Here is a 23,340-nt window from a genome sequence, read left to right as displayed (position 1 = left end):
TGCTTCCCGCGTGCGCCGCACCCGAACCGACGCACCGGCCGTCGTTTCGTAGTCGGGTTCCGCAACGCGCACGCCCGTTCTATACTCCGTCGCGCAGTCTACGAGAGCCGTTCTCACCCAACATCATCGAAACAAGGAACGCCGATGCTGACTCGCTCCATTCTTTCCGCCGCTGCATTCTCGCTCGCAGCCTGTGCAACCGCGCCGTCGATCGCGCAGGACAACCAGGGCAACAACGCGGGCAACAATGCATTCGCCGAGACCGGTGCACAGGGCCGCCCGGTCAAGGTCATGATCATCACGATGTTCGGTCCGGAAGGCCAGGCATGGCTCGACCGGCTCGGCCCGTGGCGCGACATCGCCGTGCCGGGCCTGTCGCCCGACTACCCGAACGTTCATTGCAACAAGCAGGACGTGTGCGTGGTCACGACCGGCATGGGCTATGCGAACGCGTCGGCGACGATCATGGCGCTCACGTTCTCGCAGCGCTTCGATCTGCGTCGCACGTATTTCCTGATCTCCGGCATCGCGGGCGTCGACCCCGCGCAAGGCACGGTCGGCTCGGCCGCGTGGTCGAAGTACCTCGTCGATTTCAGCCTGCAGTGGGAGCTCGATGCACGCGAGATTCCGGCCGGCTGGAATACCGGCTTTCTCGGCATCAACACGAAGAGCCCGAACGACAAGCCGCCGCTCGACTATCGCACCGAGGTGTTTCAGCTCAATCCGCAGTTGACCGACGCCGCGGTCGCGCTGTCGCGCAACGTCGTGCTCGCCGACAGCGCGCAGGCGCAGGCCGCGCGCGCGAAGTTCACGTATGCGCCGGCGAACCGGCCGCCGACGGTGATCCAGTGCGATACGTCATCGGGCAACACGTGGTTCTCGGGCACGTTGATCGGCGAGCGCGCGCGCCAGTGGACGAAGATCCTGACCGACGGCAAGGGCACCTACTGCATGACCGCACAGGAAGACAACGCGACGTATGAAGCGCTCAAGCGTGCGGCGAGCGTGAAGCGGGTCGACCTGTCGCGCGTCGCGGTGCTGCGTACCGGGTCCGATTTCGACCGGCCGTATGCGGGGCAGACGAGTGCCGACAACCTGCTGAACTACGCGGACCAGGGCGGCTTCGCTCCGGCGACCGAAAACCTGTATCGCGCGGGCAACCCGCTCGTGCAGGACATCGTGACGCACTGGGGCGAGTGGCGCGACGGGGTGCCGCGCCGTTGAGGGCCAGGCGACGGCTCAGTCGGCGGTCAATGCGAGTGCGGGGCCGAACGGAAAGGCGTCCAGACCGGCGTGGTGTCGTCCCAGTGATCGAGCGGCGAAGGGAGTTGGTCGTTCATCATGTGCTCCTGCAACTGACTGACTCAGCGAGTCGTCGATAGGTGTGTCGCGACGCCGCGCACGGGGCACCCCGCTGCGCGGCGTTGCACGTTTACCGGCCCCCGCCGGCGAGCTGGTTGCTTTCCGGCATCGAGCGATACGGGCCTTGCGCGAGTTCGAGCCCTTGCGGGTACGAATTTGCCTTGCGCAGGTACGCGAGCGTGCCGTCCTTGCGGGCCTGCTCGACTTCCGCGCTGACTTCGGCGCGCGTGCGCGGGCCGTAGTGCTGCGAGTACCACGACGTATTGCTGTAGTCGCCGGCATGCGGCGTACCCGAATCGGCGAAGGCCGGGGCGGACACGGCGAGCGTGAGGGCCAGGGCGGAGAGAAGGTGGCGGCGGTTCATGGTGTAGCTCCTGTGTCGATATGAGTTAGCGCTTCAGCGCTTACTCAGATCCCATGCTTTGCGGTCGATATGAGTTAGCGTTTCAGCGCTTACCCAGATCCCATGCTTTGCACTGTCGGAGCTGGCGCTTGAGCGCTTGCCCCGGTCCCATCAAGCGGGATCTGTTCGATGCGCAACGAGGTGCGCGACAGGGTTTACTCTAGGTATCTGTTCCGTCGCGATAAATGCGGCAGACGCGAATTGAATTGTCGCGATGGCGGAACAATCGAAAGCCGCACAGGTAGTGGGGGATACGGGACGCCTTGCTGGCCGGGGGCGGCAGCGGAATTCGACCGATCGGGCGGGGCGTCGCGCGGCGATCAATCCGAATGACGCAATAGTCTTCTGCACGCGGTGGTGCAATGCCTCACGCCGCGACGCGCCGTTGCATGCGGCGGCCGACGAACGCGGCAGCCCGGCGATGCCGTCCGAGGGCGGAACGGGCGTGGCCGCCGTCGAGCGTCAGATCGCTTCGAGCCGATAGCCGAGCGTATAGACCGCGCTGAGTCGCACGCCGTTCGACGGCTGGAGCGCCATCTTCATCCGGAGCCGATAGATGTGCGTGTCGAGGCTACGCGATACGCCGGTCATGTCGCGACCCCACAATGAAAGGATCAGCGCGTCGCGCGGCATGATGCGGCCGAGGTTGCGAAACAGCAGCACGGCGAGATCGAATTCGCGCGGCGTCAGCCGGACATGCTCGCCATGGAGCAGCACGGTCCGCGCCTTCGTGTCGATCCGGTAGCCGCCGATATCGAGGGCGTCCTGCGGCGCGCCGCCGCTGTGATACGCGCGCCGCAGCAGCGCGTTGGCGCGGGCCAGCAGTTCGAATTGGTTGATCGGCTTGACCATGTAATCGTCGGCGCCGGCGTTGATCGCGGAGAAAATCTCGTCGTCCCGAACGCGACTCGTCAGGAACAGGATCGGCAAGCGTCCGCCGATGCGCTCGCGCGTCCATTTCAGTACCTCGAACCCCGACAGCCCCGGCACTTGCCAGTCGAGAATCAGCAGGTCGACGACCGCGTTCTCCAGGTGACGGATCGCGTGACAGCCGTTGCCGACCGCATGCACGCGGTGTCCGGATTTCTCGAGTATTGAAGTGATCATTTCGACATATGCGTTGTCGTCCTCGAGATATAAAACGTTCATGATTCGCACTCCTTTGTTAGCGAGCAGGTCGATCGTGCTGCATCGAGCGTGGGTCGGAGGATTCTGACGAACGGTGCGAGGGCGGGCGGCCGGTGGTTTGCCGCGCATGTTCGCATCGTTTCATGTTCGTAATTGTCAACAATTTTGAACGCATAAAACATGCTAATCATAGGCAAAAACAGCCTTTAACGACGTATGAATCATCTGTTTTCAACGATTGTTGTTGACAAACGTTGTCAATACGAAGCGGCAGCGTGATTACGCTTGGATGTGCCGGCAACGTCTCGGTGAAGTCCTGTAAAGAGCCGAATTGAGGGGAAAATCGCATGCTGATATACAAGTCGTTCATGGAGAAAAAGGCGCTGCTCGAAGAGCAGCTCGAACGCGAGCGTCTCGCCATATCGGAGACGGTGCTGCTCGAAGTCCGGCGCTGCATCGAGGAATTCGGGTTCACGTACAAGGATGTATTCCCGGCAGGTGCGGCCGGCGCCCGGAAGCGCAGGGCAAAGTATTTCGACCCGCGGACGGGGCAGACGTGGTGCGGCGTGGGCCGCGAGCCGGCATGGCTGCGTGGTCAGGATCGCGACCGGTTTCTGATCGACAGGTCGTCGTTCGAGCAGTCGCAGGGTCAGGATTCCTGATTAGTGAGCGGATGAAAGGGCGTTGTCGTGTCATGCGGGTATCGGGGGTGTCGATGCGAGGGCCGGGTACCGTCGGCATGGAACACGTCGAGGGCCGACCGCGATGGCTCGGGTTGAGCCGCGCCGCGAATGGAACCGGTTCTGTCCGTGAATATTACATTTAGATTATGACAGTTCTAGTGGCGAACAATAACGCCCCATTTTTCTTGTCTTCGACCGGATCGCAAGACGAGCCCGACGGGCAGATTCGTATGAACAATGAGGCGGCAGCGCGACAGCACGGCGACGAACTGACGCCGGAGCGCGTATTCGTCGGCATTAGCGTGACGCGCGAGATCCTCGAGGTCGACGTCTCGTCGTTGCGAGTGATTCTCGGTTACCGGAACGAGACGTACGGCATCGAATCGCTGACCGATGCGATTGCCGAATGGGCGCCGGCGCGCATCGTGCTGGAGTCGTCCGGCGGTGCCGAGTCCCACGCGGCATGCGCGTTGCAGGCGGCGCGACTGCCGGTGGCCGTCGCCCACGCGCATCAGGCTCGCGATTTCATCGCGGGGGCGGCCGGGATGCCGCCCGAAGGCAAGGGCGCGCGTGCCCGTCTGCTCTCGTCATTGGCCCGCGAGTTCGACCGGTATCCGATGTGCGCGCGGCTCGCCGAACCGTTGTCGGATCCGCCGCTGCAGTATGTTCAGGCGTTGGTGCAGCGCCGCCGGCAGCTCGCGCGCACGATGATGGCCGAATATCAAGTGCTCGCGCGATCGCACGCGAGCGTGCGCGGCGGCATCGAGCAGACCATCGCGTTCCTGAAAGGCCAACTCGGCGTGATCGACCGCTATTGCGCTCGGCATGTAAGCGCGCAGCGTGCGGAACTCGCGCGGGCGATGGCGCGCGCAAGGCGGCCGGGCAGTTGCGCGCCAGGCACGGGGGCCGCGGAGTTCATGCGCACGTGGCGAACGAAGTGACAGGCGTGCGCGGGAGCGTCGCGCCTACGCGACCCATTCGTTGATGACCGGCGTGTCGAGCACCGGCGCGCGTTCGGCTTCCTCGAACGTACGCTTGCTGCACGTCGCGTCGAGGCTACCCTTGCCGCTCAGCAGCGGGCAACGGTCGAACACCTCGGCGATCCAGTCGACGAATACGCGCACTTTCGGCGACAGATGGCGGCTGTGCGGATACACGACGGAGATCGGCATCGGCAGCGGCTTGACGCCGGGCAGCACTTCCTTGAGCCGGCCTTCGCGCAGATGCGGCAACACCATGAAGAGCGGCGGCTGGATCAGCCCGAAGCCTTCGATCCCGCAGGTCACGTACGCATCGGCATCGTTCACCGACACGATACCCTCCATCTTCATCTCGACTTCCTGGCCGTCGGTCAGAAACGTCCAGTCGATCGTGCGGCCGGTGCGGCTCGAGAAGTAGTTGACGGCCTTGTGCTGGCTCAGGTCGTCGATCGTCTTCGGCTCGCCGTGACGTTCGAGATAGTCGGGCGACGCGACCGTCACGCATTCGAACAGGCCGACCCGGCGCGCGACGAGCGACGAGTCCTGCAATGCACCAACGCGGATCACGCAATCGACCCCTTCCTGCAGCAGGTCGACCGGCCGGTCGGACAGGCCGAGCTGCAGGTCGATGTCCGGGTAGCGCGTATGAAATTCGCACAGCGACGGAATCACGAGCAGCCGCCCGATCGAGCCCGGCATGTCGATACGCAACTTTCCGTGCGGCTTCCGGTTGTTCGCCTGGAAGCTCGCCTCGGTTTCCTCGACGTCCGCGAGGATCCGCACGCATCGTTCGTAGTAGGCGGCGCCGTCCGGCGTGAGCGACAGCCGACGCGTGGTCCGGTGCATCAGCCGCACACCGAGGAATGCTTCGAGATTCTGGATGATCGTCGTGACGGACGCCCGCGGCAAGCTGAGCGTTTCTGCTGCCTTGGTGAAGCTGCTTGTATCGACGACGCGAGTAAACACCTGCATGGCCTGAAGCCGGTCCATCACAACCTCCGCAATCTAATTTGCCGCCGGAACAAGAAGGCTGCGCTACCTCGTGGGTAAACGCAGCCTCGGATTGTTCGGGGGCGTTGAATTGTGTTGCCGGATTATAGGCATTTATCCCAATGTCTGCCGGACCCAGAATTCGTTCCATCTCGAAATGGATGCTGCATCGTCATGGACGCTTCTGAATTCAGCAAATTCCTGAAGGCCGCGTTGCCCGCGCAAGCCACGGCGGGCGCGGCGCTGACGGTCGCCGAAGTGGAAATTCCCGGCTACGCGCAGGACATCGTGCTGCGCCTGTACCGGCGCCCGGACAAGACCGGGTTGCCAGTAGTGCTTTACTTCCACGGCGGCGGCTTCGTCCGCGGTTCGCTCGAAGACGCCGATTTCGCTGCGCGTTTTTTAGCAGAACGCTTACCAGCTCTCGTAGTGTCGGTCGACTATTCGCTCGCGCCGGCCTTTCCCTTTCCGGCCGCGCCGGAGGATGCGTATCGCGCCGCCGTGTGGGCCGCGACGCGCGCCCGCGCGTTCGGCGGCAACCCGAAGAAGATCGGTGTCGCGGGTCACGACGCGGGCGGCCAGCTCGCGAACTGCCTCGCGTTCATCGCGCGCGATCGCGGCGAAGTGTCGATCGTCGCGCAGGCGCTGTTCGGGCCGATGCTCGACCCGAGCATGACGCGCATCGGCGACGCCGAGCGCCTCGCGTCCGACATCACCGCGCGCGAATGCGCGGCCTGTTATCGCGCGTATCTGCCGCAGGCCGCGCAACGCATGCACCCGTATGCGGCGCCGCTCGAATCGGTGCGCCTCGCGGGCCTGCCGCCGACGCTCGTCGTCACCGCGCAGAACGACGTGCTGCACGTCGAGGCGGAGAAATATGCGGGCTGTCTGATCTCGTCGGGCGTGCTCACGCAGGTGATCCGCTATCCGGACATCACGCACGCCGCGCTCGCGACGCACGAAGCCGCCTTCGAGGAAGCCGTGCGCTTCTTCCAGTGCCGCTTCCAGGCGCGCCAGCCCAACCGTTCCGAATAACCAGAACCAATCCACGTTTACCTGGAGATCCACATGGCCATCCTACGCACCTCCCGTTCCCGAATCGCGACAGCGGCGATCGTGACGCTTGCCGTCGTCGGCCTCGGAACGTTCGGCGCGATGCGCGTGAACGCGAACGCACCCGAGAAAGCGGCTGCACCGCTGCCCGAAGTCGACGTCGCGACCGTCGTGCCGCAGACCGTCACCGACTGGCAGAGTTATTCGGGCCGCCTCGAGGCGGTCGAGAAAGTCGACGTGCGCCCGCAGGTGTCGGGCACGATCGTCGCGGTGAACTTCAAGGACGGCGCGCTCGTGAAGAAGGGCGACGTGCTGTTCGTGATCGACCCGCGCCCGTACCAGGCCGAAACCGATCGCGCGGCCGCGCAGCTCGCGGCCGCGCAAGCGCGCAACGGTTACGCGCAGACCGACTGGCAGCGCGCACAGCGGCTGATCGGCGACAACGCGATCGCGAAGCGCGATTACGACGAGAAGCAGAACGCGGCGCGCGAAGCGGCCGCGAACCTGAAGGCCGCCGAAGCCGCGCTCGAAACGGCGCGCATCAACCTCGGCTATACGCGGATCACCGCGCCGGTGTCGGGCCGCGTGTCGCGCGCGGAAATCACGCTCGGCAACGTCGTGTCGGCCGGTGCGTCGGCCGCGCCGCTCACCACGCTGGTGTCGGTGTCGCCGATCTACGCATCGTTCGACGCAGACGAACAGACCTACCTGCAATACATCAACGGCGCGCGCAACGGCCGCAAGGTGCCGGTCGAGCTCGGCCTCGCGAACGAAACCGGCTACTCGCGCAGCGGCGAGATCGACTCGGTCGACAACCGGCTCGACACGTCGTCGGGCACGATCCGCGTGCGCGCACGCTTCGACAATGCGGACGGTGCGCTCGTCCCGGGCCTGTACGCACGCGTGAAGGTGGGCGGCAGCGCGCCGCACGAGGCATTGCTCGTCGACGACGCGGCGATCAACACCGACCAGGACAAGAAGTTCGTGTTCGTCGTCGACCAGCAGGGCCGCGTGTCGTACCGCGAAGTGCAGCAGGGGCTGCAGCACGGCAACCGGCGCGTGATCGTGAGCGGCCTCGCGGCAGGCGATCGCGTGGTCGTGAACGGCACGCAGCGCGTGCGCCCCGGCGAACAGGTGAAGCCGCACATGGTCCCGATGACGGGCGGTGACGCGCCGTCCGCGCCGCTGGCGGACAACGCGAAGCCGGCCGCCCCGGCGAAGGCGGATTCGTAAGCGGCCCGCCGCTTCGCATCCGCGTTCAACCAGACAGAGCCACACATGAACATTTCAAAATTCTTTATCGACCGGCCGATCTTCGCAGGAGTCCTATCGGTGATCATCCTGCTCGGCGGGGTGATCGCGATGTTCCTGCTGCCGATCTCGGAATATCCGGAAGTCGTGCCGCCTTCCGTGATCGTGAAGGCGCAGTATCCGGGCGCGAACCCGAAAGTGATCGCCGAGACGGTCGCGTCGCCGCTTGAAGAACAGATCAACGGCGTCGAGGACATGCTCTACATGCAGTCGCAGGCGAACAGCGACGGCAACATGACGATCACCGTCACGTTCAAGCTGGGTACCGATCCGGACAAGGCCACGCAGCTCGTGCAGAACCGCGTGAACCAGGCGCTGCCGCGCCTGCCGGAAGACGTGCAGCGGCTCGGCATCACGACGGTGAAGAGCTCGCCGACGCTGACGATGGTGGTCCACCTGATCTCGCCGGACAACCGCTACGACATGACCTACCTGCGCAACTACGCGCTGATCAACGTGAAGGATCGCCTGTCGCGGATCCAGGGCGTCGGCCAGGTGCAGCTGTGGGGTTCGGGCGACTACGCGATGCGCGTGTGGCTCGATCCGCAGAAGGTCGCGCAGCGCGGGCTGTCGGCCGAGGACGTCGTGCAGGCGATCCGCGAGCAGAACGTGCAGGTCGCGGCCGGCGTGATCGGCGCGTCGCCGTCACTGCCCGGCACGCCGCTGCAGTTGTCGGTGAACGCGCGCGGCCGTCTGCAGACGGAAGACGAGTTCGGCGACATCGTCGTGAAGACCACGCCGGACGGCGGCGTCACGCACCTGCGCGACATCGCGCGGATCGAGCTCGACGCATCCGAATACGGGCTGCGCTCGCTGCTCGACAACAAGCCGGCCGTCGCGATGGCGATCAACCAGTCGCCGGGCGCGAACTCGCTGCAGATCTCGGATGAAGTGCGCAAGACGATGGCCGAGCTGAAGCAGGACATGCCGGCGGGCGTCGACTACAAGATCGTCTATGACCCGACGCAGTTCGTGCGTTCGTCGATCAAGGCCGTCGTGCATACGCTGCTCGAAGCAATCGCGCTGGTCGTGATCGTCGTGATCGTGTTCCTGCAGACCTGGCGCGCGTCGCTGATTCCGCTGATCGCGGTGCCGGTGTCGATCATCGGCACGTTCTCGCTGCTGCTCGCATTCGGATATTCGATCAATGCGCTGTCATTGTTCGGGATGGTGCTCGCGATCGGGATCGTGGTCGACGATGCGATCGTGGTGGTCGAGAACGTCGAGCGCAACATCGAAAGCGGGATGAACGCGCGGCAGGCGACCTACAAGGCGATGCAGGAAGTGAGCGGGCCGATCATCGCGATCGCGCTGACGCTCGTCGCCGTGTTCGTGCCGCTCGCGTTCATGTCGGGCCTGACCGGCCAGTTCTACAAGCAGTTCGCGATGACCATCGCGATCTCGACGGTGATCTCGGCGTTCAACTCGCTGACGCTGTCGCCGGCGCTGTCCGCGATCCTGCTGAAGGGGCATGGCGACAAGGAAGACTGGCTGACGCGCGTGATGAATCGCGTGCTCGGCGGCTTCTTCCGCGGCTTCAACAAGGTGTTCCATCGCAGCGCGGAGAACTACGGCCGCGGCGTGCGCGGCGTGCTGTCGCGCAAGACGCTGATGCTCGGCGTGTACCTCGTGCTGGTGGGCGCGACCGTGCTGGTGTCGAAGGTCGTGCCGGGCGGCTTCGTGCCCGCGCAGGACAAGGAATACCTGATCGCGTTCGCGCAATTGCCGAACGGTGCATCGCTGGATCGCACCGAGAAGGTGATCCGCGACATGGGCTCGATCGCGCTGAAGCAGCCGGGCGTCGAGAGTGCGGTCGCGTTCCCGGGTCTGTCGGTGAACGGCTTCACGAACAGCTCGAGCGCGGGCATCGTGTTCGTCACGCTGAAGCCGTTCTCGGAACGGCATGGCAAGGCGCTGTCGGCGGGCGCGATCGCGGGTGCGCTGAACCAGCAGTACAGCGCGATGAAGGACTCGTTCGTCGCGGTGTTCCCGCCGCCGCCGGTGCTCGGCCTCGGCACGCTCGGCGGGTTCAAGATGCAGATCGAGGATCGCGGCGCGGTCGGCTATGCGCGGCTCGCGGATGCGACCAACGACTTCATCAAGCGCGCGCAGCAGGCGCCGGAACTCGGCCCGTTGTTCACGAGCTACCAGATCAACGTGCCGCAGCTCAACGTCGATCTCGACCGCGTGAAGGCGAAGCAGCTCGGCGTGCCGGTGACCGACGTGTTCAACACGATGCAGGTGTATCTCGGCTCGCTGTACGTGAACGACTTCAACCGCTTCGGGCGCGTGTACCAGGTGCGCGTGCAGGCCGATGCGCCGTTCCGCCAGCGTGCGGACGACATCCTGCAGTTGAAGACGCGCAACGACAAGGGCGAGATGGTGCCGCTGTCGTCGCTCGTCACGGTGACGCCGACGTTCGGCCCCGAAATGGTCGTGCGCTACAACGGCTACACGGCGGCCGACATCAACGGCGGCCCGGCGCCGGGCTTCTCGTCGGGTCAGGCGCAGGCCGCGATCGAGCGCATCGCGCATGAAACACTGCCGCGCGGCGTGCGGTTCGAGTGGACCGACCTCACGTACCAGCAGATCCTTGCCGGCGATTCGGCGATGTATGTGTTCCCGATCAGCGTGCTGCTCGTGTTCCTCGTGCTCGCCGCGCTGTATGAAAGCCTGACGCTGCCGCTCGCGGTGATCCTGATCGTGCCGATGAGCATTCTGTCGGCGTTGACGGGCGTGTGGCTCACGCAGGGCGACAACAACATCTTCACGCAGATCGGCTTGATGGTGCTGGTGGGGCTGTCGGCGAAGAACGCGATCCTGATCGTCGAATTCGCACGCGAGCTCGAACACGACGGCAGGACGCCGCTCGAGGCCGCGATCGAGGCGAGCCGGCTGCGGCTGCGCCCGATTCTGATGACGTCGATCGCGTTCATCATGGGCGTCGTGCCGCTCGTCACGTCGACGGGGGCCGGTTCGGAAATGCGCCATGCAATGGGTGTCGCGGTGTTCTTCGGGATGCTGGGCGTGACGCTGTTCGGGCTGATGCTGACACCGGTGTTCTACGTCGTGTTGCGTACGCTGGCAGGCGGCAAGATCCACGTCGCCGGCAAGGACTCGTCCGGCTACGGCGTGCCGGCCCAGGGCGTACCGGCTTCGGATGCTTGAGGATAAAAAGATGGACAACATGCACAACACGAACGGCCTGATGCGCTTCGCGAAGGTGGCGGCCGCGAGCACCCTGCTCGCGACGCTGCTCGCCGCGTGTGCGGTGGGCCCCGACTACAAGCGCCCGGATGCGGCGGCGCCCGCCGCGTTCAAGGAAGCGCCGGCGCTCGCCGCCGGCGAGCAGGCCGGCACCTGGAAGACGGCCGAGCCGGCGGACGGCGAACATCGCGGCGAATGGTGGAAGGTGTTCGGCGATCCGGTGCTCGACTCGCTCGAGACCCAGGCGCTCGCCGCGAACCAGAACCTGAAAGCCGCGGCGGCGCGGGTCGAGGAAGCGCGCGCGGCGACGCGTTCGGCGCGCTCGCAATGGTTCCCGCAGGTCGGCGCCGGGTTCGGGCCGACACGCGAAGGGCTGTCGTCGGCGTCGCAGTTCCAGCCGCAGGGCACGGGCCCGACCAATGCGACGCTGTGGCGCGCGCAGGGTACGGTGTCCTACGAAGCCGACCTGTTCGGCCGTGTCGGCCGCAACGTCGAGGCGTCGCGTGCCGACCAGGCGCAGAGCGAAGCGCTGTTCCGTTCGGTGCAGCTCGCGCTGCAGGCGGACGTCGCGCAGAACTACTTCGAACTGCGCCAGCTCGATTCCGACCAGGACCTGTACCGCCGCACGGTGGAGTTGCGCGAGCAGGCACTGCAACTCGTGCAGCGCCGCTTCAACGAAGGCGACATCAGCGAGCTCGACGTGTCGCGCGCGAAGAACGAGCTGGCCAGCGCGCAGGCCGATGCGGTCGGTGTCGCGCGCCGGCGCGCGGCATCCGAGCATGCGCTCGCGATCCTGCTCGGCAAGGCGCCCGCGGATTTCGCGTTCAAGGAAACGCCGATCGTGCCGGTCGCGTTGAAGGTGCCGCCGGGCCTGCCGTCCGCGCTGCTCGAACGCCGTCCGGACGTGTCGGCGGCCGAGCGCGCGATGGCGGCCGCGAACGCGCGGATCGGCCTCGCGAAGTCGGCGTATTTCCCGAAGCTCGACATCACGGGGGCGTTCGGCTATGAGGCGTCGACGCTCGGCAACCTGTTCCTGTGGTCGAGCCGCACGTTCCTGCTCGGGCCGTTCGCGGGCACCGCGCTGACGCTGCCGCTGTTCGACGGCGGACGCCGTGCGGCAGGCGTGCAGCAGGCGCGCGCGCAGTACGACGAGCAGGTCGCGAACTACCGGCAGCAGGTGCTCGTCGCGTTCCGCGAGGTCGAGGACAATCTCGCCGACCTGCGCCTGCTCGACGACCAGATCCGCGCGCAGGATGCAGCCGTCAATGCGTCGCGGCGCGCGGCGACGTTGTCGCGCACGCAGTATCAGGAAGGTGAAGTCGCCTATCTCGACGTCATCGACAGCGAGCGCTCGGTGCTGCAGTCGCAACTGCAGGCGAACCAGCTCACCGGCGCGCAGGCCGTGTCGACCGTCAACCTGATCCGCGCGCTCGGCGGCGGATGGGGGCCCGCGCCGACGGCGGTCGGCGATGCGGCGTCCGTCAAGGCGGAAGTCGCCGCGCGTTGAGCGCGAACGGCGGGCGATTCGTCGCTCGCCGGCAGTGAAGCGAAGAAACCCGGCATGCAGGCTCAGGTCTGCATGCCGGGGTTTTTTATGGCGTCAGGCATTTTCGCTCATCGTCAGGATGATCTTGCCTACGTTCGCGGCCAACTCCATCCGTCGATGAGCCGCCGCGGCATCGGCGAGAGGAAACACGCTGTCGACGACCGGTTCGAGACCCGCGCCTCCCGCAAAGCGGTCCAGCCAATGTTCGCGAAATCGCCGAACCATCGCGTGTTTCTCGCGCGGGTCGCGCGACTTCATCACCGTGCCGATGATTTGCAGATGACGGTACAGGATCTGATCGAGCGCAACGCTCACGTCACCGCCGCCGCCGAGTATGCCGACCTGCACCAGCCGGCCGCCGTTTGCCAATGACGCGACATTCCGCGAAAAATACGGCGCACCCACGAAGTCGATGACGACGTCGACACCGCGTTTGCCTGTCCTGCTTGCGACGACTTCCGAAAAATCGTGCGCCTTGTAGTCGATCGCATGGTCCACGCCGAGTTGAACGATCCGTTCCAGTTTCGACGCTTCGGCGGTCGCGAATATCGTCGCGCCGGTTGCGTAGGCGAGCTGGACCGCCGCGGAACCCACCCCGCCCGCCGCTGCGTGAATCAGCACCGAATCGCCGCGTTGCAAGCGGCCCAGATGCAACAACGCTTCGTGCGCAGTGACGAAAACTTCCGGTATGGCAGCCGCGTGCACGTAGTCGATCGTTGCCGGAATGGGCATCGCCATTCTCCAGTCGATGCGCGCCAGTTCCGCATAGGCCCCGCCGCCCACGACGCCCATTACACGATCACCCACCTTGTAGCCCTGCACGGCGCTGCCCGTCTCGATCACCTCGCCGGCGATTTCGAGCCCCATGAGGGTGGAGTCGCCGAAATTGGGCCGGCCGTATCCGCCTCGCCGATGTGTCAGATCCGCGCGATTCACGCCCGCGGCATGAACGCGTACCAGTAGATCGTCGGGGCGAACCTCGGGTGCCGGGACTTCGGCCAATTGGAGAACCTCGGCCTCGCCGAATTCCTTGAACGTGATGGCTTTCATTTCACACCTTCCTGTGCGGGAGCTGAATTGCCGGCGAGATCGTCGGACCGAGGTTGTGCGCCCAGCGTTGCCTGCGCCACGGCAGAAGCGGAAATCGCTGCGGGAAACCCGGCGTAGAACGCGAGGTGAGTGATTGCCGCGGAGAGCTCTTCGCGGGTGACGCCGTTCGTCAACGCGCGCCGCAGGTGCGCCGGCAACTCGTCGAGATGGCCCCCCGCGATCAGGGCGGCGACGGTCACGAGGCTGCGGTCGCGCGGCGCGAGCGACGGATCGCTCCAGATGCGCGGATAGAGCGTGTCGTCGACGAATGCCGAGAGCGTCGGCGTGAAGGCCCGCGCGGCCTCGCGAGGACTGTCGAAATGCGTATGAGACATGGCGATACTCCTTCAAGCCTGGCTGATGAACTTGTGCGTGAGGTAGTACTCGATGCCCTCGGTGCCGCCTTCCGAGCCGTGGCCGCTTTCCTTCATGCCGCCGAACGGCAGTTCGGTCGACACGATGCGGTACTGGTTGATGCCGATCATCCCGGCTTCGAGACCGTCCGCGACATCAATGGCCGTGCGCGCGCTGCGCGTGAACGCATAGGCGGAGAGCCCGTACGGCAACCGGTTCGCTTCGGCGAGCCCGTCGGCGAGGGCATCGAAGCGCATCAGCACGGCGATCGGGCCGAACGGTTCTTCATGCATCACGCGCGCGTCCTTCGGTACGTCGGCGAGGACCGTGGGTTCGAAGAAATATCCTTCGCCCTCGATGCGCTTTCCGCCGGCGAGGACCCTTGCGCCACGTTCCACCGCATCGGCGATGAGTTCTTCCATCTTGGCAAGCTGGCGCGGATTGGCCAGCGGCCCGACCTGCGTGCCGGCATCCATGCCATTCCCGACCTTGAGGGCCTGGGTGGCGCGCACGAAGTGCCCGACGAACGCGTCGTAGACGTCGCGCTGGATCAGGAAGCGCGTCGACGAGATGCAGACCTGGCCCGTACCGCGAAAGCGGTTCGCCGCACCGTCGACCGCGGCCTTCTCGACATCCGCGTCGTCGAATACGAGGACGGGCCCGTGGCCGCCCAGCTCCAGCGTGATGGGTTTGACGCCTTCGGCGGCACGCGCCGACAGCAGGCGGCCGATCGGTACCGAGCCCGTGAACGTCACCTTCCGGATGACCGGGGAAGCGATCAGATGCTTCGACACCTGGTCGGGCACGCCGAATACGACTTGAAGCACGCCCTTCGGCAAACCGGCGTCGTCCAGTGCACGTGCCAGCGCGAGCGCCGTTGCGGGGCTTTCCTCGCCGGGTTTGATGATGACGCTGCATCCGGCGGCGAGTGCGGCGGAGAGCTTGCGCGCCGGGGTGATCGCGGGAAAATTCCATGGCGTGAATGCGGCGACGGGCCCGATTGCCTGTTTTTTCACGAGCTGTTGCACGCCCGGGCGGTTGGATGGCACCACGCGGCCGTCGATGCGGCGAGCCTCTTCGGCGAACCATTCGAAATAGTCGGCGGCACGCAGGACTTCGTCGCGGCTTTCTGCCAGTGGTTTGCCTTCCTCGAGCGTCATGACGGTCGCGATGTGCTCGGCGCGCTCGCGCATCAGTTCCGCCGCACGCTTCAGAATGCGCGCGCGTTCGGCAGGCACGGTGTTGCGCCAGACGTCAAAAGCCGGTGCGGTGGCCTGCAGGGCGCGATCCAGATCGGCTGCCGTCGCCAGCGGGACGCGCCCGATCTCGATTTGCGTGGCGGGGTTGATCACCGGCGCCGTTTCGCGTTCGCTCGCACCGATCCATTCGCCGTTGATGAAAAGATGAAGCGCGTCGTAACTGATGTCCATGGTATTAGCCTCTATGGTTAGGATTGCGATTCGATGTGTGTTCGCTACGAGCCGGACAGGGGAACCTGCGCCACGCCGTGTCTGGACGATTCGCCGTGGCGGGCCGAGCTCGGGTTCGATACTTCCGCGTTCTGATTGCCTGACTTCGGGACCCAGTCTAGGCGTGAAGCGGGCGGCAACTTAGAGGGGCCGGAAAGAATGAATCTTGTCTCGGGAGGGAAAATCCCCTGCCAGAATGAAGGCGAATTGAAAGGATGCGCGAAAACGACAGGGGATTGCGCGCTGACTGCACGAAGCAGGCGCGGGCCCTATGATCAACAGGCTCGCGCGGGCCGAAACGCAGCGATTCGGCGATCAATTCAAAACCAGGGTGCGTAATGGACAAGGTTCACACCATGTCGGTGTTTGCGAAGGTGGTCGAGATGGGCAGTTTCACGGCTGTCGCAAACCACCTCGATACGACGGTCGGCAACATTTCCCGAGCGGTCTCGGTACTCGAGGACAATCTCAACACGCGGTTGCTGCAGCGCTCGACGCGACGGCTCGTCGTCACCGATGCGGGGCGACGTTTTTACGAGCGCAGCGTTGCGATCCTCTCGGACATCGAACGGGCAGAAGCGGAAGCGCGCGATGCGCTGCTGGAGCCGCGCGGCGTGTTGCGCGTGCATGCGGTGCCGGGATTAGGCCGTCAACTCGTTTCGCAAGCCGTGCTTGCCTATCGGAATGCATACCCGGAGGTATCGGTCGATCTCATGCTGTCGCAGCGGATGCCGAACCTGCTCGAAGAGCAACTCGACGTGGCGATCGTGATTGCGCGCACGCTGCCGGACTCGGCGTATGTGAGCCAGAAGATCGGCGTCAGCCATTGCATTCTGGCGGCGTCGCCCGAGTATCTGGCGCATCGTCCGGCTCCCGCGTGCGTGGAAGACCTCGTCGACCACACATGTGTGCTCCTGAGCACGGTCGATTACGCGCCCGACGAATGGCGTCTGCAAGGCAGGGCCGGCGAGGCGGTGTATCGTCCGGCGGGATCGCACTTCAGCGTCAACGACATGGATGCGATGTCCACGGTACTGCGCGAGGGCGCGGGGATCGGGCTGATCGCCGCCTTCTCGGCAATCGACGATTTGCGTAAAGGATCGCTCGTTCGCGTGCTGCCTGAATTCCACACCGCCCAGCGCAACGTCTATGCGGTGTATTCGTCCCGTCAGTTCGTCGACGCGAAGATCAAACGGTTCATCGATGTCCTTAAGTTGCGGGTAGGCGACCGATTGGAGGCGTATGCGGAGGAGCTCGCCATCACGGTCGTATGACCCGCCTCACGGCCGGCATGGTCGGGCAGGTCGAGCGATGACCGACCGGGAACGCGTTTCCGGCGCCGAACGCGCGCGGCGGTGGTCCAGTGACTGCAACTAACGGTCAAGTCGTCCGGCGTTGACGGATGGTGTGGCGACGCCATCGCCGCACCGCTCAATGCGGACCGTCTTCAGCCCGCAGTGCCCGCAAGAGTTCCCCGGCGGCCTTGCCGAGCCCCGTATGTTTCGGCCGCCGCAAATACACAGGCAGCGGCAGCCCGTTGCGAATGTTTGCGAACACGAGCGGTGCGAGTTCGCCGTCCGCCACATACCGGTCGATGATCGATTCCGGCAAGTTCGCCCAGCCATGACCAGCCTTCACGAGCGCGATCGCGGTCGCCATGTCGGTCACCTTCCACGTGCGGTTGCCGATAAGCGGCCGCACGTCGGTGAGCGGCCGCTCCGGATCGGCGATCACGATCTGCCGAAACCCCGACAAGCGCTCGATCGCCTCCGGATGCGCGGCTTCGGCAATCGCCGGATGGCCGGGCGCGGCGACCGCGATCAGCGTCTCGGTCCACAGCGCGTGAATCTGTTCCTGCGGATGAAGATCGAGCCCGCCGTACGCGACGCAAAGATCGACGGCCCCGCGATGCAGCGCGTCGACGATCGCATCCTGCGGTGCGGTGACGACGCTGACCGCGAGCGCCGGATATTTCGCGGCGACGGCGGCCAGCGCGCGCGCAATCGGCGCGCCGTCGATTTCGGCCGCGAGCCCGAGTCGCAGCGTGTTCTCGACACCCTCCGACAAGTGCTGCGCATGCGCACGCAGCGCATGCAGCCGTTCGGCGATCGCGCGCGCGTCGGGCAGCAGCGCGGCCATCGCGGCGGTCGGCGTCGGCTCGCGCGTGCCGCGGTCGAACAGCACGAGGTCGAGTTCGGCCTCGAGGTTCGCGATCGCCATGCTGACCGCCGACGGCGTGCGGCCGAGCGCACGCGCGGCCGCCGAGAACGAGCCTTCGTCGATGACGGTCAGCAGCATGTCGATGTGATCGCTGGTCAGCATGGTCGGCCGCCTCCTGTCAGAAAAATTGAAAGGACCTGACTTTTACGGACGAAGTGTCCGCTGTAGTCTCGCCACCTTGTTCGAAACGAAGGTGGTCGGTCATGCAAGGATGGAAGAGACGCATAGTCTACGTCGTGATGTTCGAGGTGCTCGGCATCCTCGTTGCGTCGTCGGTGCTCGGCATGCTGAGCGGCGCGAGCGCGGCGACGAGCGGCCTGCTCGGCGTGATGATCTCGACGACGGGCGTCACCGTCAATTTTCTGTACAACCTTGGGTTCGAGGCGTGGGAGCGGCGGCGCACCGAAACGACGCGCACCGTCGGGCGACGTGTCGTGCATGCGATCGGGTTTCAGGTCGCGCTCGTGACGTTCCTGATTCCGTTGATCGCGTGGTGGCTCGACGTGTCGTTATGGCAGGCGTTCCTGTACGACGCGGTGCTGATCGTGTTCTTCCCGATCTTCACGTTCACGTACAACTGGGCGTTCGACAGCGTGTTCGGGTTGCCGGATGCGGTGACGCGCAAGGCGGCATCGGCTGCGTGATGCAGGGGGATGCGAAACGATGCGGATTGCCCGCGCCGTTTCGCTTCTGCAAGAGAGAGGAAGGCCGGGCGGCGCGCATGCCGCCCGCTCGCGTTACGCGGCGACGAACTCGTGCACGTAACGGTTGAACACGGCGGGGCTCGCCGCGTTCATCCCGTGCGATGCGCCGGCGACGGTCTGCCGTTGTGCATTGCCGATCCACTGCGTCAGCGTATCGACGTTGTTGCGGAACATCTTCGGGCTGCGCTGGCCGTCGATCAGCAGCGTGCGGCACGCGATGTCGCCGGCCGTGTGCTGCGAGTACGCGGGCAGCGGGTCGCGCAACTGCTTCGGCAGCGTGCTTGCGTTGTCGATCGCCATCGTGCGGAAACGCGACGTGCTTTTCTTCCACGCGCCGGGCAGGCTCACGGAATCGACGAACATCTCGAGGCCCGCTTCGACGTCGCCTTGCCCGATCAGGCTTACGGCCTTCGTGCGCAGCGCGATCGCGGCGGCCGGCAGCGCGGCTTCGCGCACGCCCGGCTGTTGCAGCGGGCCGCCCGGATCGGCGAGCGTCAGCGATTCGACGAGTTGCGGATGCTGGCGCGCGACGTTGAACGCGACGCTGCCGCCGCGCGAGTGGCCGACCAGATGCACGGGGCCGAGATCGAGCGCGTCGATGAACTCGGCGAGCTCGTCGACGTGGTTCTGCCAGCTGAACTCGTCCTGGATGCCCGCTTCGACGGCCGGCCAGTAATGGCTGAGGCTCGGCGCGATGCAGCGGTAGTGGGCCGACAGCGACGCGAGCTGCGGATCCCAGTAGCGGTAGTCGCACAGCGAGCCGTGCACGAACACCATCGGCGCGCCGCTGCCCCGCTCGACATACGGCAGGCTGATGCCTGACGAAAGCGTCGCAAATTGCAGGTCGGGGTTCGCGAGCACGGACGGCTCGATTCGCATGTTCATGACTGAAAGACTCAAAGGTGCGTCAACACGACGCAACTATGCATCACGGTGACCTGCAAGGAAAACGCATAATTTTCATCGTGACGATCAATTTTTTTGATGGCTCGGCCGCAAACCCTTGTCGGAAGGGGATGGGTGCCGATGCTTTCAATCGTCTAACGATTGGCCGTGAAGCCGGACAGGCCCGGAAAGGCGCGTGCGACGGCCTGCGCACCCGTGCACCGCAACCAGGAAAACGGGGAATCGGGAAGGACGCGCGCCGCGAACGCGGCCCGCGTTTCAGCGCACCGCCAGCGCGGGCGCGGTCTGAAGCTCGACGGGGAGGTCGTTGTCGGCCGCGAACTGCATCGCGAAGTCGAAGGCGTCCGCGCATACGGTGCGCAATTCGTCAGACACGAACAGGCATTTGACGCCGCCGTCGACCACCGGCATCGCGAGCCGCGACAGCGCGCACGGATAGCCGGGCCGCCGCTCGCCGACGAACAGCGTGATGACGCCCGCGAGGCGCTCGGGCCAGTCGCTCGGGCGGAAGGTTTTCTGCGCGCGCGTGACGCCGCGGATCAGGTGGCCGGCGACGCGGCCGTGTTCGGTGATGTCGATGCGATCCATGCTGTCGTGCGTGTCCTCGTTCGCGTCATTCGCCGCCATCGGCCGCCGCGTCGCCGCGCGCGGGAATCCGCAGGTTGCGCAGCTTGTGATAGAGCGTCTTCTTCGGCATGCCGAGCGCTTCGCTGGCCTCCGCGACGTTGCCGTTGTGACGCTGCAGCATGTCCTCGATCAGCATCCGCTCGAAATACGCGAGCTGCTCCGCGAGCGTGCCGCCCGCGGCCGGCGTGCCGCCGGACGACAGCAGGCTGTCGCCGGTCAGTCCGAGCACGAAGCGGTCCGCCACGTTTTGCAGCTCGCGCACGTTGCCGGGCCATGCGTGCGTCATCAGTTCGGATACCTGCGCGGCCGTGACGACCGGTGCCGGCTGCCCGAAGCGCCGTGCGGCCGCGAGCACGAAATGCTCGAACAGCAGCGGCACGTCTTCGCGCCGCTCGCGCAGCGGCGGCAGCTCGATCTGCGCGACGTTGAGGCGATACAAAAGGTCGGCGCGGAAGCGGCCGTCGGCCGCCAATTCGGCAAGATCGGCCTTCGACGCGGCGACCACGCGGCAGTCCACCGGAATCAGCTCGTTCGCGCCGAGCCGCTCGACCACGCGCTCCTGCAGCACGCGCAGCATCTTGACCTGCAGCGGAACCGGCATCGTCTCGATCTCGTCGAGGAACAGCGTGCCGCCGTCCGCCCATTCGATCTTGCCGATGCGCTTCTTGATTGCACCCGTGAACGCGCCGGCCTCGTGGCCGAACAGTTCGCTTTCGAAGACCTGCTCGGGCAGGCCGCCGCAGTTCAGCGCGACGAAATGCGCGTCGCGCCGGCCGCCGAAGTCGTGCAGGCTGCGCGCGATCAGTTCCTTGCCGGTGCCCGTTTCGCCGGTGATCAGCACCGACACCGACGTATCGGCGAGGCGCAGGATCTTCTTGCGCACGTCGGCCATCGCAGGCGACTTGCCGAGCACGAACGCCTCGATGCCCTGCCAGTTGTTCAGCGCCGCGCGCAGGCCCTGCACCTCGAGCGTCAGGCGGCGCTTCTCGACCGCGCGCGCGACGCGCCCCGCGATCACGTCCGACGAGAACGGCTTCTCGATGAAGTCGTACGCGCCGACCTGCATCGCGCCGACGGCCGTCGAGATATCGGCGTGGCCGCTGATCAGCACGACGGGAATCTGCGCGTCGATGGCCATCACGCGATCGAGCAGCTGCAGCCCGTCGATGCCCGGCATCCGCACGTCCGACACAATCACGACCGGCGCGCCGGGCGCGACGTGATGAAGCGCGTCGGCGGCCGACGCGAAGGCATCGACCGCGAAGCCGGCAAGCGCCACCGCCTGCTCGACGCCGATCCGGACGTTTTCATCGTCCTCGACGACCAGCACCCGAATCTCATCTTCCATGCTCTGTCCTTTGCAGCGTTGCCGCCGCGAATTCGATACTGAACTGCGCGCCGCCTTCGTCGCGGTTCGTCGCCGCGATCTTCGCGCCGAACGCCTCGACGATGCGCGACGTGATCGCGAGGCCGAGCCCGAGGCCCTGGCCGCGCGGCTTGGTCGTGACGAACGGCTCGAACAGGTGCGGCAGCACCTCGGGCGCGATGCCCGTGCCGCTGTCGGCGACCGTGACGCGCACACGGCCGGCTTCGTCCGGCCCGGTGGCCTCGATGACGATGCGGCGCACGGGCGCGTCGCGCACCGCGTCGAGCGCGTTGCCGAGCAGGTTCACGATCACTTGCTGCAACTGGCTCGATTCGGCCGACACGGCGGTGCCGGGCGCGATGTGCACGTCGAGTTGCACGCCTTCGTCGCGGATCCGCGCATCGTAGATGAGCCGCGCATGTGCGACGGCCTCGTTCAACGAGACCGCGACGCGCTCGACGTCGGGCTTGCGCGCGAAGGTCTTCAGCTCGCCGGTGAGCACGGCCATGCTGTCGACGAGCTTGCCGATCCGTTCGAGATTGGCGAGCGCCGGCGCCGGCTGGCCGCGCTCGAAGAACGTGCGTGCGTTGTCGCACAGCGTGCGGATCGCGACGAGCGGCTGGTTCAGCTCGTGCGTGAGACCGGCGGCCATCTGCCCGAGCACCGCGAGCTTGCCCGCATGTACGACTTCCTGCTGCGACGCGCGCAGCCGCTGCTCGGTGCGCTCGCGCTCGACGATCTCGCGCTGCATCCGTTCGTTCGCGGCCGTCAGCGCGGCCGTGCGCTGCGCGACGGTCAGCTCGAGCCGGTCGTTCGCGCGCCGCAGCGCGTCCTGCGCGTTCAGCCGCGCGACGATCGCGCGGCGGCGCTGGATCGCGTAACCGGCCAGCAGCGCGGCGATCAGGAACGCGCCGGTGACGAACACGAAGGCCGTCTGCTGCTGGCGCCGCGCCCCCGCGATGTCGAGCAGCACCATCAGCGAATCGCCGGCCTGCGGCGCGGGGCGCGACATTACGAGATAGCGTGTGGTGCGGCCGGCGTGGCGCGGATCGGGGAAGGTGCCGAACCATGCGGCCGCGCTGCGGTCGCCGATGCGGCGGTACGGCAGCGCGTCGACCGTGCGGCCTGCGTACTGTCGCGACGCCTGGATGTCGCGCTGCTGCTGCGCGGTGATCGGGCGCAGCGCGGTGAATTTCCACGCGGGTTCGGTCGAGATCACGACCACGCCGTTACCGTCGACGACCATCGCGGCGACGCCCGGCGCGCGCCACGCCGATTCGAGCGGGTCGACGCTGATCTTCACGGCGGCGACGCCGATCGGCACGCCGTCGTCGCGCACCGCGCTCGCGAAGTAGACGCCCGGCACGCCGGTATTGGTGCCGATGCCGAAGAAGCGGCCGCTGCCGCGCGCGAGCGCGTCCTTGAAATACGGCCGGTACGACACGTTGGTGCCGACGAAGCTGAGCGTTTCGTTCCAGTTGCTGGCGGCGATCACGTCGCCCTGCAGGTCGATCACGTCGACCGCGCCGCTGCCCGCGTCGCGGTTCACGGCTTCGAGGTACGTGTCGACCGTGTGCACGAGCTCGGGGGCATCGTGCGGCGCGGCTTTCAGCATCGCGCGCACGCGGTCCTGCCGCGCGACCAGGCCGGGCAGGATCTCGAAGCGGCCGAGTTCGCTCTTCAGGCTCGATGCATACAGGTCGAGCCGGTGCGCGCCGGTTTCCTCGAGCGCGTCGATCGCGCGCTCCCACGCGAAATCGACGGCCGCGGCCGCCACGCACACGTACAGCACGCCGGCCGATGCCCAGCCCCACCACGGGATTCCCTTGAAGCTCTTCTGCACGTTCGCCCTCATCGAAGCCCGCAACCGGCCGCCCGGAGCGACGCCCCGAACGACGCGCGCCGCGCGCCGGCAAGGCCGGCGGCGGCGCGTGCGAAGCGG

At 66.1% G+C, this 23,340-nt stretch carries 20 protein-coding genes; 9 read left to right on the top strand and 11 right to left on the bottom strand.

All coding sequences use genetic code 11. The annotated features are described in order from the left end of the window. The first annotated feature begins 144 nt into the window (after positions 1-144). Positions 145-1,224: a purine nucleoside permease gene (locus tag DPV74_RS07500; protein WP_021156407.1), complete on the top strand. Its 1,080-nt coding sequence runs from the start codon at positions 145-147 to the stop codon at positions 1,222-1,224. Positions 1,225-1,432: 208 nt separating this feature from the next. Here DPV74_RS07500 and DPV74_RS07495 read toward each other — a convergent pair whose 3' ends face one another. Together DPV74_RS07495 and DPV74_RS07490 are read right to left on the bottom strand one after the other, a co-directional pair. Continuing rightward, positions 1,433-1,726, bottom strand: a complete 294-nt coding sequence (locus DPV74_RS07495; protein ID WP_060083769.1) for a DUF4148 domain-containing protein — start codon at positions 1,724-1,726, stop codon at positions 1,433-1,435. A 501-nt stretch (positions 1,727-2,227) separates the two neighbouring features. After that, positions 2,228-2,914 carry a response regulator transcription factor gene (locus DPV74_RS07490; protein ID WP_027790466.1) on the bottom strand — a complete coding sequence of 229 codons (687 nt, stop codon included), beginning with the start codon at positions 2,912-2,914 and terminating at the stop codon, positions 2,228-2,230. Between the two features lie 326 nt (positions 2,915-3,240). Between DPV74_RS07490 and DPV74_RS07485 the strand changes: the two genes are divergently transcribed. Continuing rightward, a complete protein-coding gene (locus DPV74_RS07485) occupies positions 3,241-3,555 on the top strand; it encodes an H-NS family nucleoid-associated regulatory protein (RefSeq protein WP_027790467.1) in 315 nt (104 codons plus the stop codon). A gap of 251 nt (positions 3,556-3,806) precedes the next feature. Then, positions 3,807-4,517, top strand: a complete 711-nt coding sequence (locus DPV74_RS07480) for a hypothetical protein (RefSeq protein ID WP_049097873.1) — start codon at positions 3,807-3,809, stop codon at positions 4,515-4,517. A 24-nt stretch (positions 4,518-4,541) separates the two neighbouring features. Here the strand turns inward: DPV74_RS07480 and ceoR are convergent, their stop codons facing one another. Next, complete coding sequence (ceoR, locus tag DPV74_RS07475) at positions 4,542-5,546, bottom strand: putative multidrug efflux transcriptional regulator CeoR (protein WP_021156406.1); 1,005 nt, start codon at positions 5,544-5,546, stop codon at positions 4,542-4,544. Positions 5,547-5,720: 174 nt separating this feature from the next. On the opposite strand from ceoR, the gene DPV74_RS07470 reads away from it, so the two are divergent. Genes DPV74_RS07470 through opcM form a run of 4 tightly spaced genes read left to right on the top strand, consistent with a single transcriptional unit; the run spans position 5,721 to position 12,624 of the window. Continuing rightward, the gene (locus tag DPV74_RS07470; RefSeq protein WP_027790468.1) at positions 5,721-6,581 is read left to right on the top strand and encodes an alpha/beta hydrolase; all 861 of its coding nucleotides are present in this window, start codon (positions 5,721-5,723) and stop codon (positions 6,579-6,581) included. 33 nt (positions 6,582-6,614) lie between these two features. Then, on the top strand, positions 6,615-7,832 hold the full coding sequence (gene ceoA, locus DPV74_RS07465; protein ID WP_027790469.1) for a multidrug efflux RND transporter periplasmic adaptor subunit CeoA: 1,218 nt from the start codon (positions 6,615-6,617) through the stop codon (positions 7,830-7,832). Positions 7,833-7,877: 45 nt separating this feature from the next. After that, a complete protein-coding gene (gene ceoB / locus DPV74_RS07460) occupies positions 7,878-11,078 on the top strand; it encodes a multidrug efflux RND transporter permease subunit CeoB (RefSeq protein ID WP_119336893.1) in 3,201 nt (1,066 codons plus the stop codon). A gap of 10 nt (positions 11,079-11,088) precedes the next feature. Next, on the top strand, positions 11,089-12,624 hold the full coding sequence (opcM, locus tag DPV74_RS07455) for a multidrug efflux transporter outer membrane subunit OpcM (RefSeq protein WP_119336892.1): 1,536 nt from the start codon (positions 11,089-11,091) through the stop codon (positions 12,622-12,624). A gap of 93 nt (positions 12,625-12,717) precedes the next feature. On the opposite strand, the gene DPV74_RS07450 is transcribed toward opcM, so the two are convergent. Genes DPV74_RS07450 through DPV74_RS07440 form a run of 3 tightly spaced genes read right to left on the bottom strand, consistent with a single transcriptional unit; the run spans position 12,718 to position 15,536 of the window. Next, positions 12,718-13,713 (bottom strand): NAD(P)H-quinone oxidoreductase, encoded by a 996-nt coding sequence (locus DPV74_RS07450; protein ID WP_119336891.1) that lies wholly within the window; start codon positions 13,711-13,713, stop codon positions 12,718-12,720. Beyond that, positions 13,710-14,087: a carboxymuconolactone decarboxylase family protein gene (locus DPV74_RS07445; protein WP_060315603.1), complete on the bottom strand. Its 378-nt coding sequence runs from the start codon at positions 14,085-14,087 to the stop codon at positions 13,710-13,712. The genes DPV74_RS07450 and DPV74_RS07445 overlap by 4 nt, the downstream gene beginning before the upstream one ends. 12 nt (positions 14,088-14,099) lie before the next feature. Then, a complete protein-coding gene (locus tag DPV74_RS07440) occupies positions 14,100-15,536 on the bottom strand; it encodes an NAD-dependent succinate-semialdehyde dehydrogenase (protein WP_119336890.1) in 1,437 nt (478 codons plus the stop codon). Between the two features lie 377 nt (positions 15,537-15,913). Between DPV74_RS07440 and DPV74_RS07435 the strand changes: the two genes are divergently transcribed. Then, the gene (locus DPV74_RS07435; RefSeq protein ID WP_119336889.1) at positions 15,914-16,849 is read left to right on the top strand and encodes a LysR family transcriptional regulator; all 936 of its coding nucleotides are present in this window, start codon (positions 15,914-15,916) and stop codon (positions 16,847-16,849) included. A gap of 157 nt (positions 16,850-17,006) precedes the next feature. Here DPV74_RS07435 and DPV74_RS07430 read toward each other — a convergent pair whose 3' ends face one another. Beyond that, on the bottom strand, positions 17,007-17,897 hold the full coding sequence (locus tag DPV74_RS07430; protein ID WP_119336888.1) for a LysR family transcriptional regulator: 891 nt from the start codon (positions 17,895-17,897) through the stop codon (positions 17,007-17,009). A 101-nt stretch (positions 17,898-17,998) separates the two neighbouring features. Between DPV74_RS07430 and DPV74_RS07425 the strand changes: the two genes are divergently transcribed. Next, positions 17,999-18,439: a PACE efflux transporter gene (locus DPV74_RS07425; RefSeq protein WP_027790477.1), complete on the top strand. Its 441-nt coding sequence runs from the start codon at positions 17,999-18,001 to the stop codon at positions 18,437-18,439. Between the two features lie 93 nt (positions 18,440-18,532). Here the strand turns inward: DPV74_RS07425 and DPV74_RS07420 are convergent, their stop codons facing one another. From DPV74_RS07420 to DPV74_RS07405, 4 genes are all read right to left on the bottom strand, one after another. Continuing rightward, the gene (locus DPV74_RS07420; RefSeq protein ID WP_027790478.1) at positions 18,533-19,384 is read right to left on the bottom strand and encodes an alpha/beta fold hydrolase; all 852 of its coding nucleotides are present in this window, start codon (positions 19,382-19,384) and stop codon (positions 18,533-18,535) included. 279 nt (positions 19,385-19,663) lie between these two features. Continuing rightward, positions 19,664-19,993, bottom strand: a complete 330-nt coding sequence (locus DPV74_RS07415) for a DUF3579 domain-containing protein (RefSeq protein ID WP_060194183.1) — start codon at positions 19,991-19,993, stop codon at positions 19,664-19,666. Positions 19,994-20,018: 25 nt separating this feature from the next. After that, on the bottom strand, positions 20,019-21,380 hold the full coding sequence (locus DPV74_RS07410) for a sigma-54 dependent transcriptional regulator (RefSeq protein WP_027790480.1): 1,362 nt from the start codon (positions 21,378-21,380) through the stop codon (positions 20,019-20,021). Next, positions 21,370-23,253: an ATP-binding protein gene (locus tag DPV74_RS07405; protein WP_059695381.1), complete on the bottom strand. Its 1,884-nt coding sequence runs from the start codon at positions 23,251-23,253 to the stop codon at positions 21,370-21,372. The genes DPV74_RS07410 and DPV74_RS07405 overlap by 11 nt, the downstream gene beginning before the upstream one ends. Between the last annotated feature and the right edge of the window lie 87 nt (positions 23,254-23,340).

The organism is Burkholderia sp. HAN2018, from assembly GCF_024704855.1.
Taxonomy (GTDB): domain Bacteria; phylum Pseudomonadota; class Gammaproteobacteria; order Burkholderiales; family Burkholderiaceae; genus Burkholderia; species Burkholderia cepacia.
The sequence above is the reverse complement of the archived record's forward strand: the minus strand, read 5'-3'. Positions and strand labels throughout refer to the sequence as shown.

Bases quoted from the DNA above. Each gene is read 5' to 3' on its own strand.
- DPV74_RS07500 (WP_021156407.1), top strand. From the start codon at position 145: ATGCTGACTCGCTCCATTCTTTCCGCCGCTGCATTCTCGCTCGCAGCC.
- DPV74_RS07495 (WP_060083769.1), bottom strand. From the start codon at position 1,726: ATGAACCGCCGCCACCTTCTCTCCGCCCTGGCCCTCACGCTCGCCGTG.
- DPV74_RS07490 (WP_027790466.1), bottom strand. From the start codon at position 2,914: ATGAACGTTTTATATCTCGAGGACGACAACGCATATGTCGAAATGATC.
- DPV74_RS07485 (WP_027790467.1), top strand. From the start codon at position 3,241: ATGCTGATATACAAGTCGTTCATGGAGAAAAAGGCGCTGCTCGAAGAG.
- DPV74_RS07480 (WP_049097873.1), top strand. From the start codon at position 3,807: ATGAACAATGAGGCGGCAGCGCGACAGCACGGCGACGAACTGACGCCG.
- ceoR (WP_021156406.1), bottom strand. From the start codon at position 5,546: ATGGACCGGCTTCAGGCCATGCAGGTGTTTACTCGCGTCGTCGATACA.
- DPV74_RS07470 (WP_027790468.1), top strand. From the start codon at position 5,721: ATGGACGCTTCTGAATTCAGCAAATTCCTGAAGGCCGCGTTGCCCGCG.
- ceoA (WP_027790469.1), top strand. From the start codon at position 6,615: ATGGCCATCCTACGCACCTCCCGTTCCCGAATCGCGACAGCGGCGATC.
- ceoB (WP_119336893.1), top strand. From the start codon at position 7,878: ATGAACATTTCAAAATTCTTTATCGACCGGCCGATCTTCGCAGGAGTC.
- opcM (WP_119336892.1), top strand. From the start codon at position 11,089: ATGGACAACATGCACAACACGAACGGCCTGATGCGCTTCGCGAAGGTG.
- DPV74_RS07450 (WP_119336891.1), bottom strand. From the start codon at position 13,713: ATGAAAGCCATCACGTTCAAGGAATTCGGCGAGGCCGAGGTTCTCCAA.
- DPV74_RS07445 (WP_060315603.1), bottom strand. From the start codon at position 14,087: ATGTCTCATACGCATTTCGACAGTCCTCGCGAGGCCGCGCGGGCCTTC.
- DPV74_RS07440 (WP_119336890.1), bottom strand. From the start codon at position 15,536: ATGGACATCAGTTACGACGCGCTTCATCTTTTCATCAACGGCGAATGG.
- DPV74_RS07435 (WP_119336889.1), top strand. From the start codon at position 15,914: ATGGACAAGGTTCACACCATGTCGGTGTTTGCGAAGGTGGTCGAGATG.
- DPV74_RS07430 (WP_119336888.1), bottom strand. From the start codon at position 17,897: ATGCTGACCAGCGATCACATCGACATGCTGCTGACCGTCATCGACGAA.
- DPV74_RS07425 (WP_027790477.1), top strand. From the start codon at position 17,999: ATGCAAGGATGGAAGAGACGCATAGTCTACGTCGTGATGTTCGAGGTG.
- DPV74_RS07420 (WP_027790478.1), bottom strand. From the start codon at position 19,384: ATGAACATGCGAATCGAGCCGTCCGTGCTCGCGAACCCCGACCTGCAA.
- DPV74_RS07415 (WP_060194183.1), bottom strand. From the start codon at position 19,993: ATGGATCGCATCGACATCACCGAACACGGCCGCGTCGCCGGCCACCTG.
- DPV74_RS07410 (WP_027790480.1), bottom strand. From the start codon at position 21,380: ATGGAAGATGAGATTCGGGTGCTGGTCGTCGAGGACGATGAAAACGTC.
- DPV74_RS07405 (WP_059695381.1), bottom strand. From the start codon at position 23,253: ATGAGGGCGAACGTGCAGAAGAGCTTCAAGGGAATCCCGTGGTGGGGC.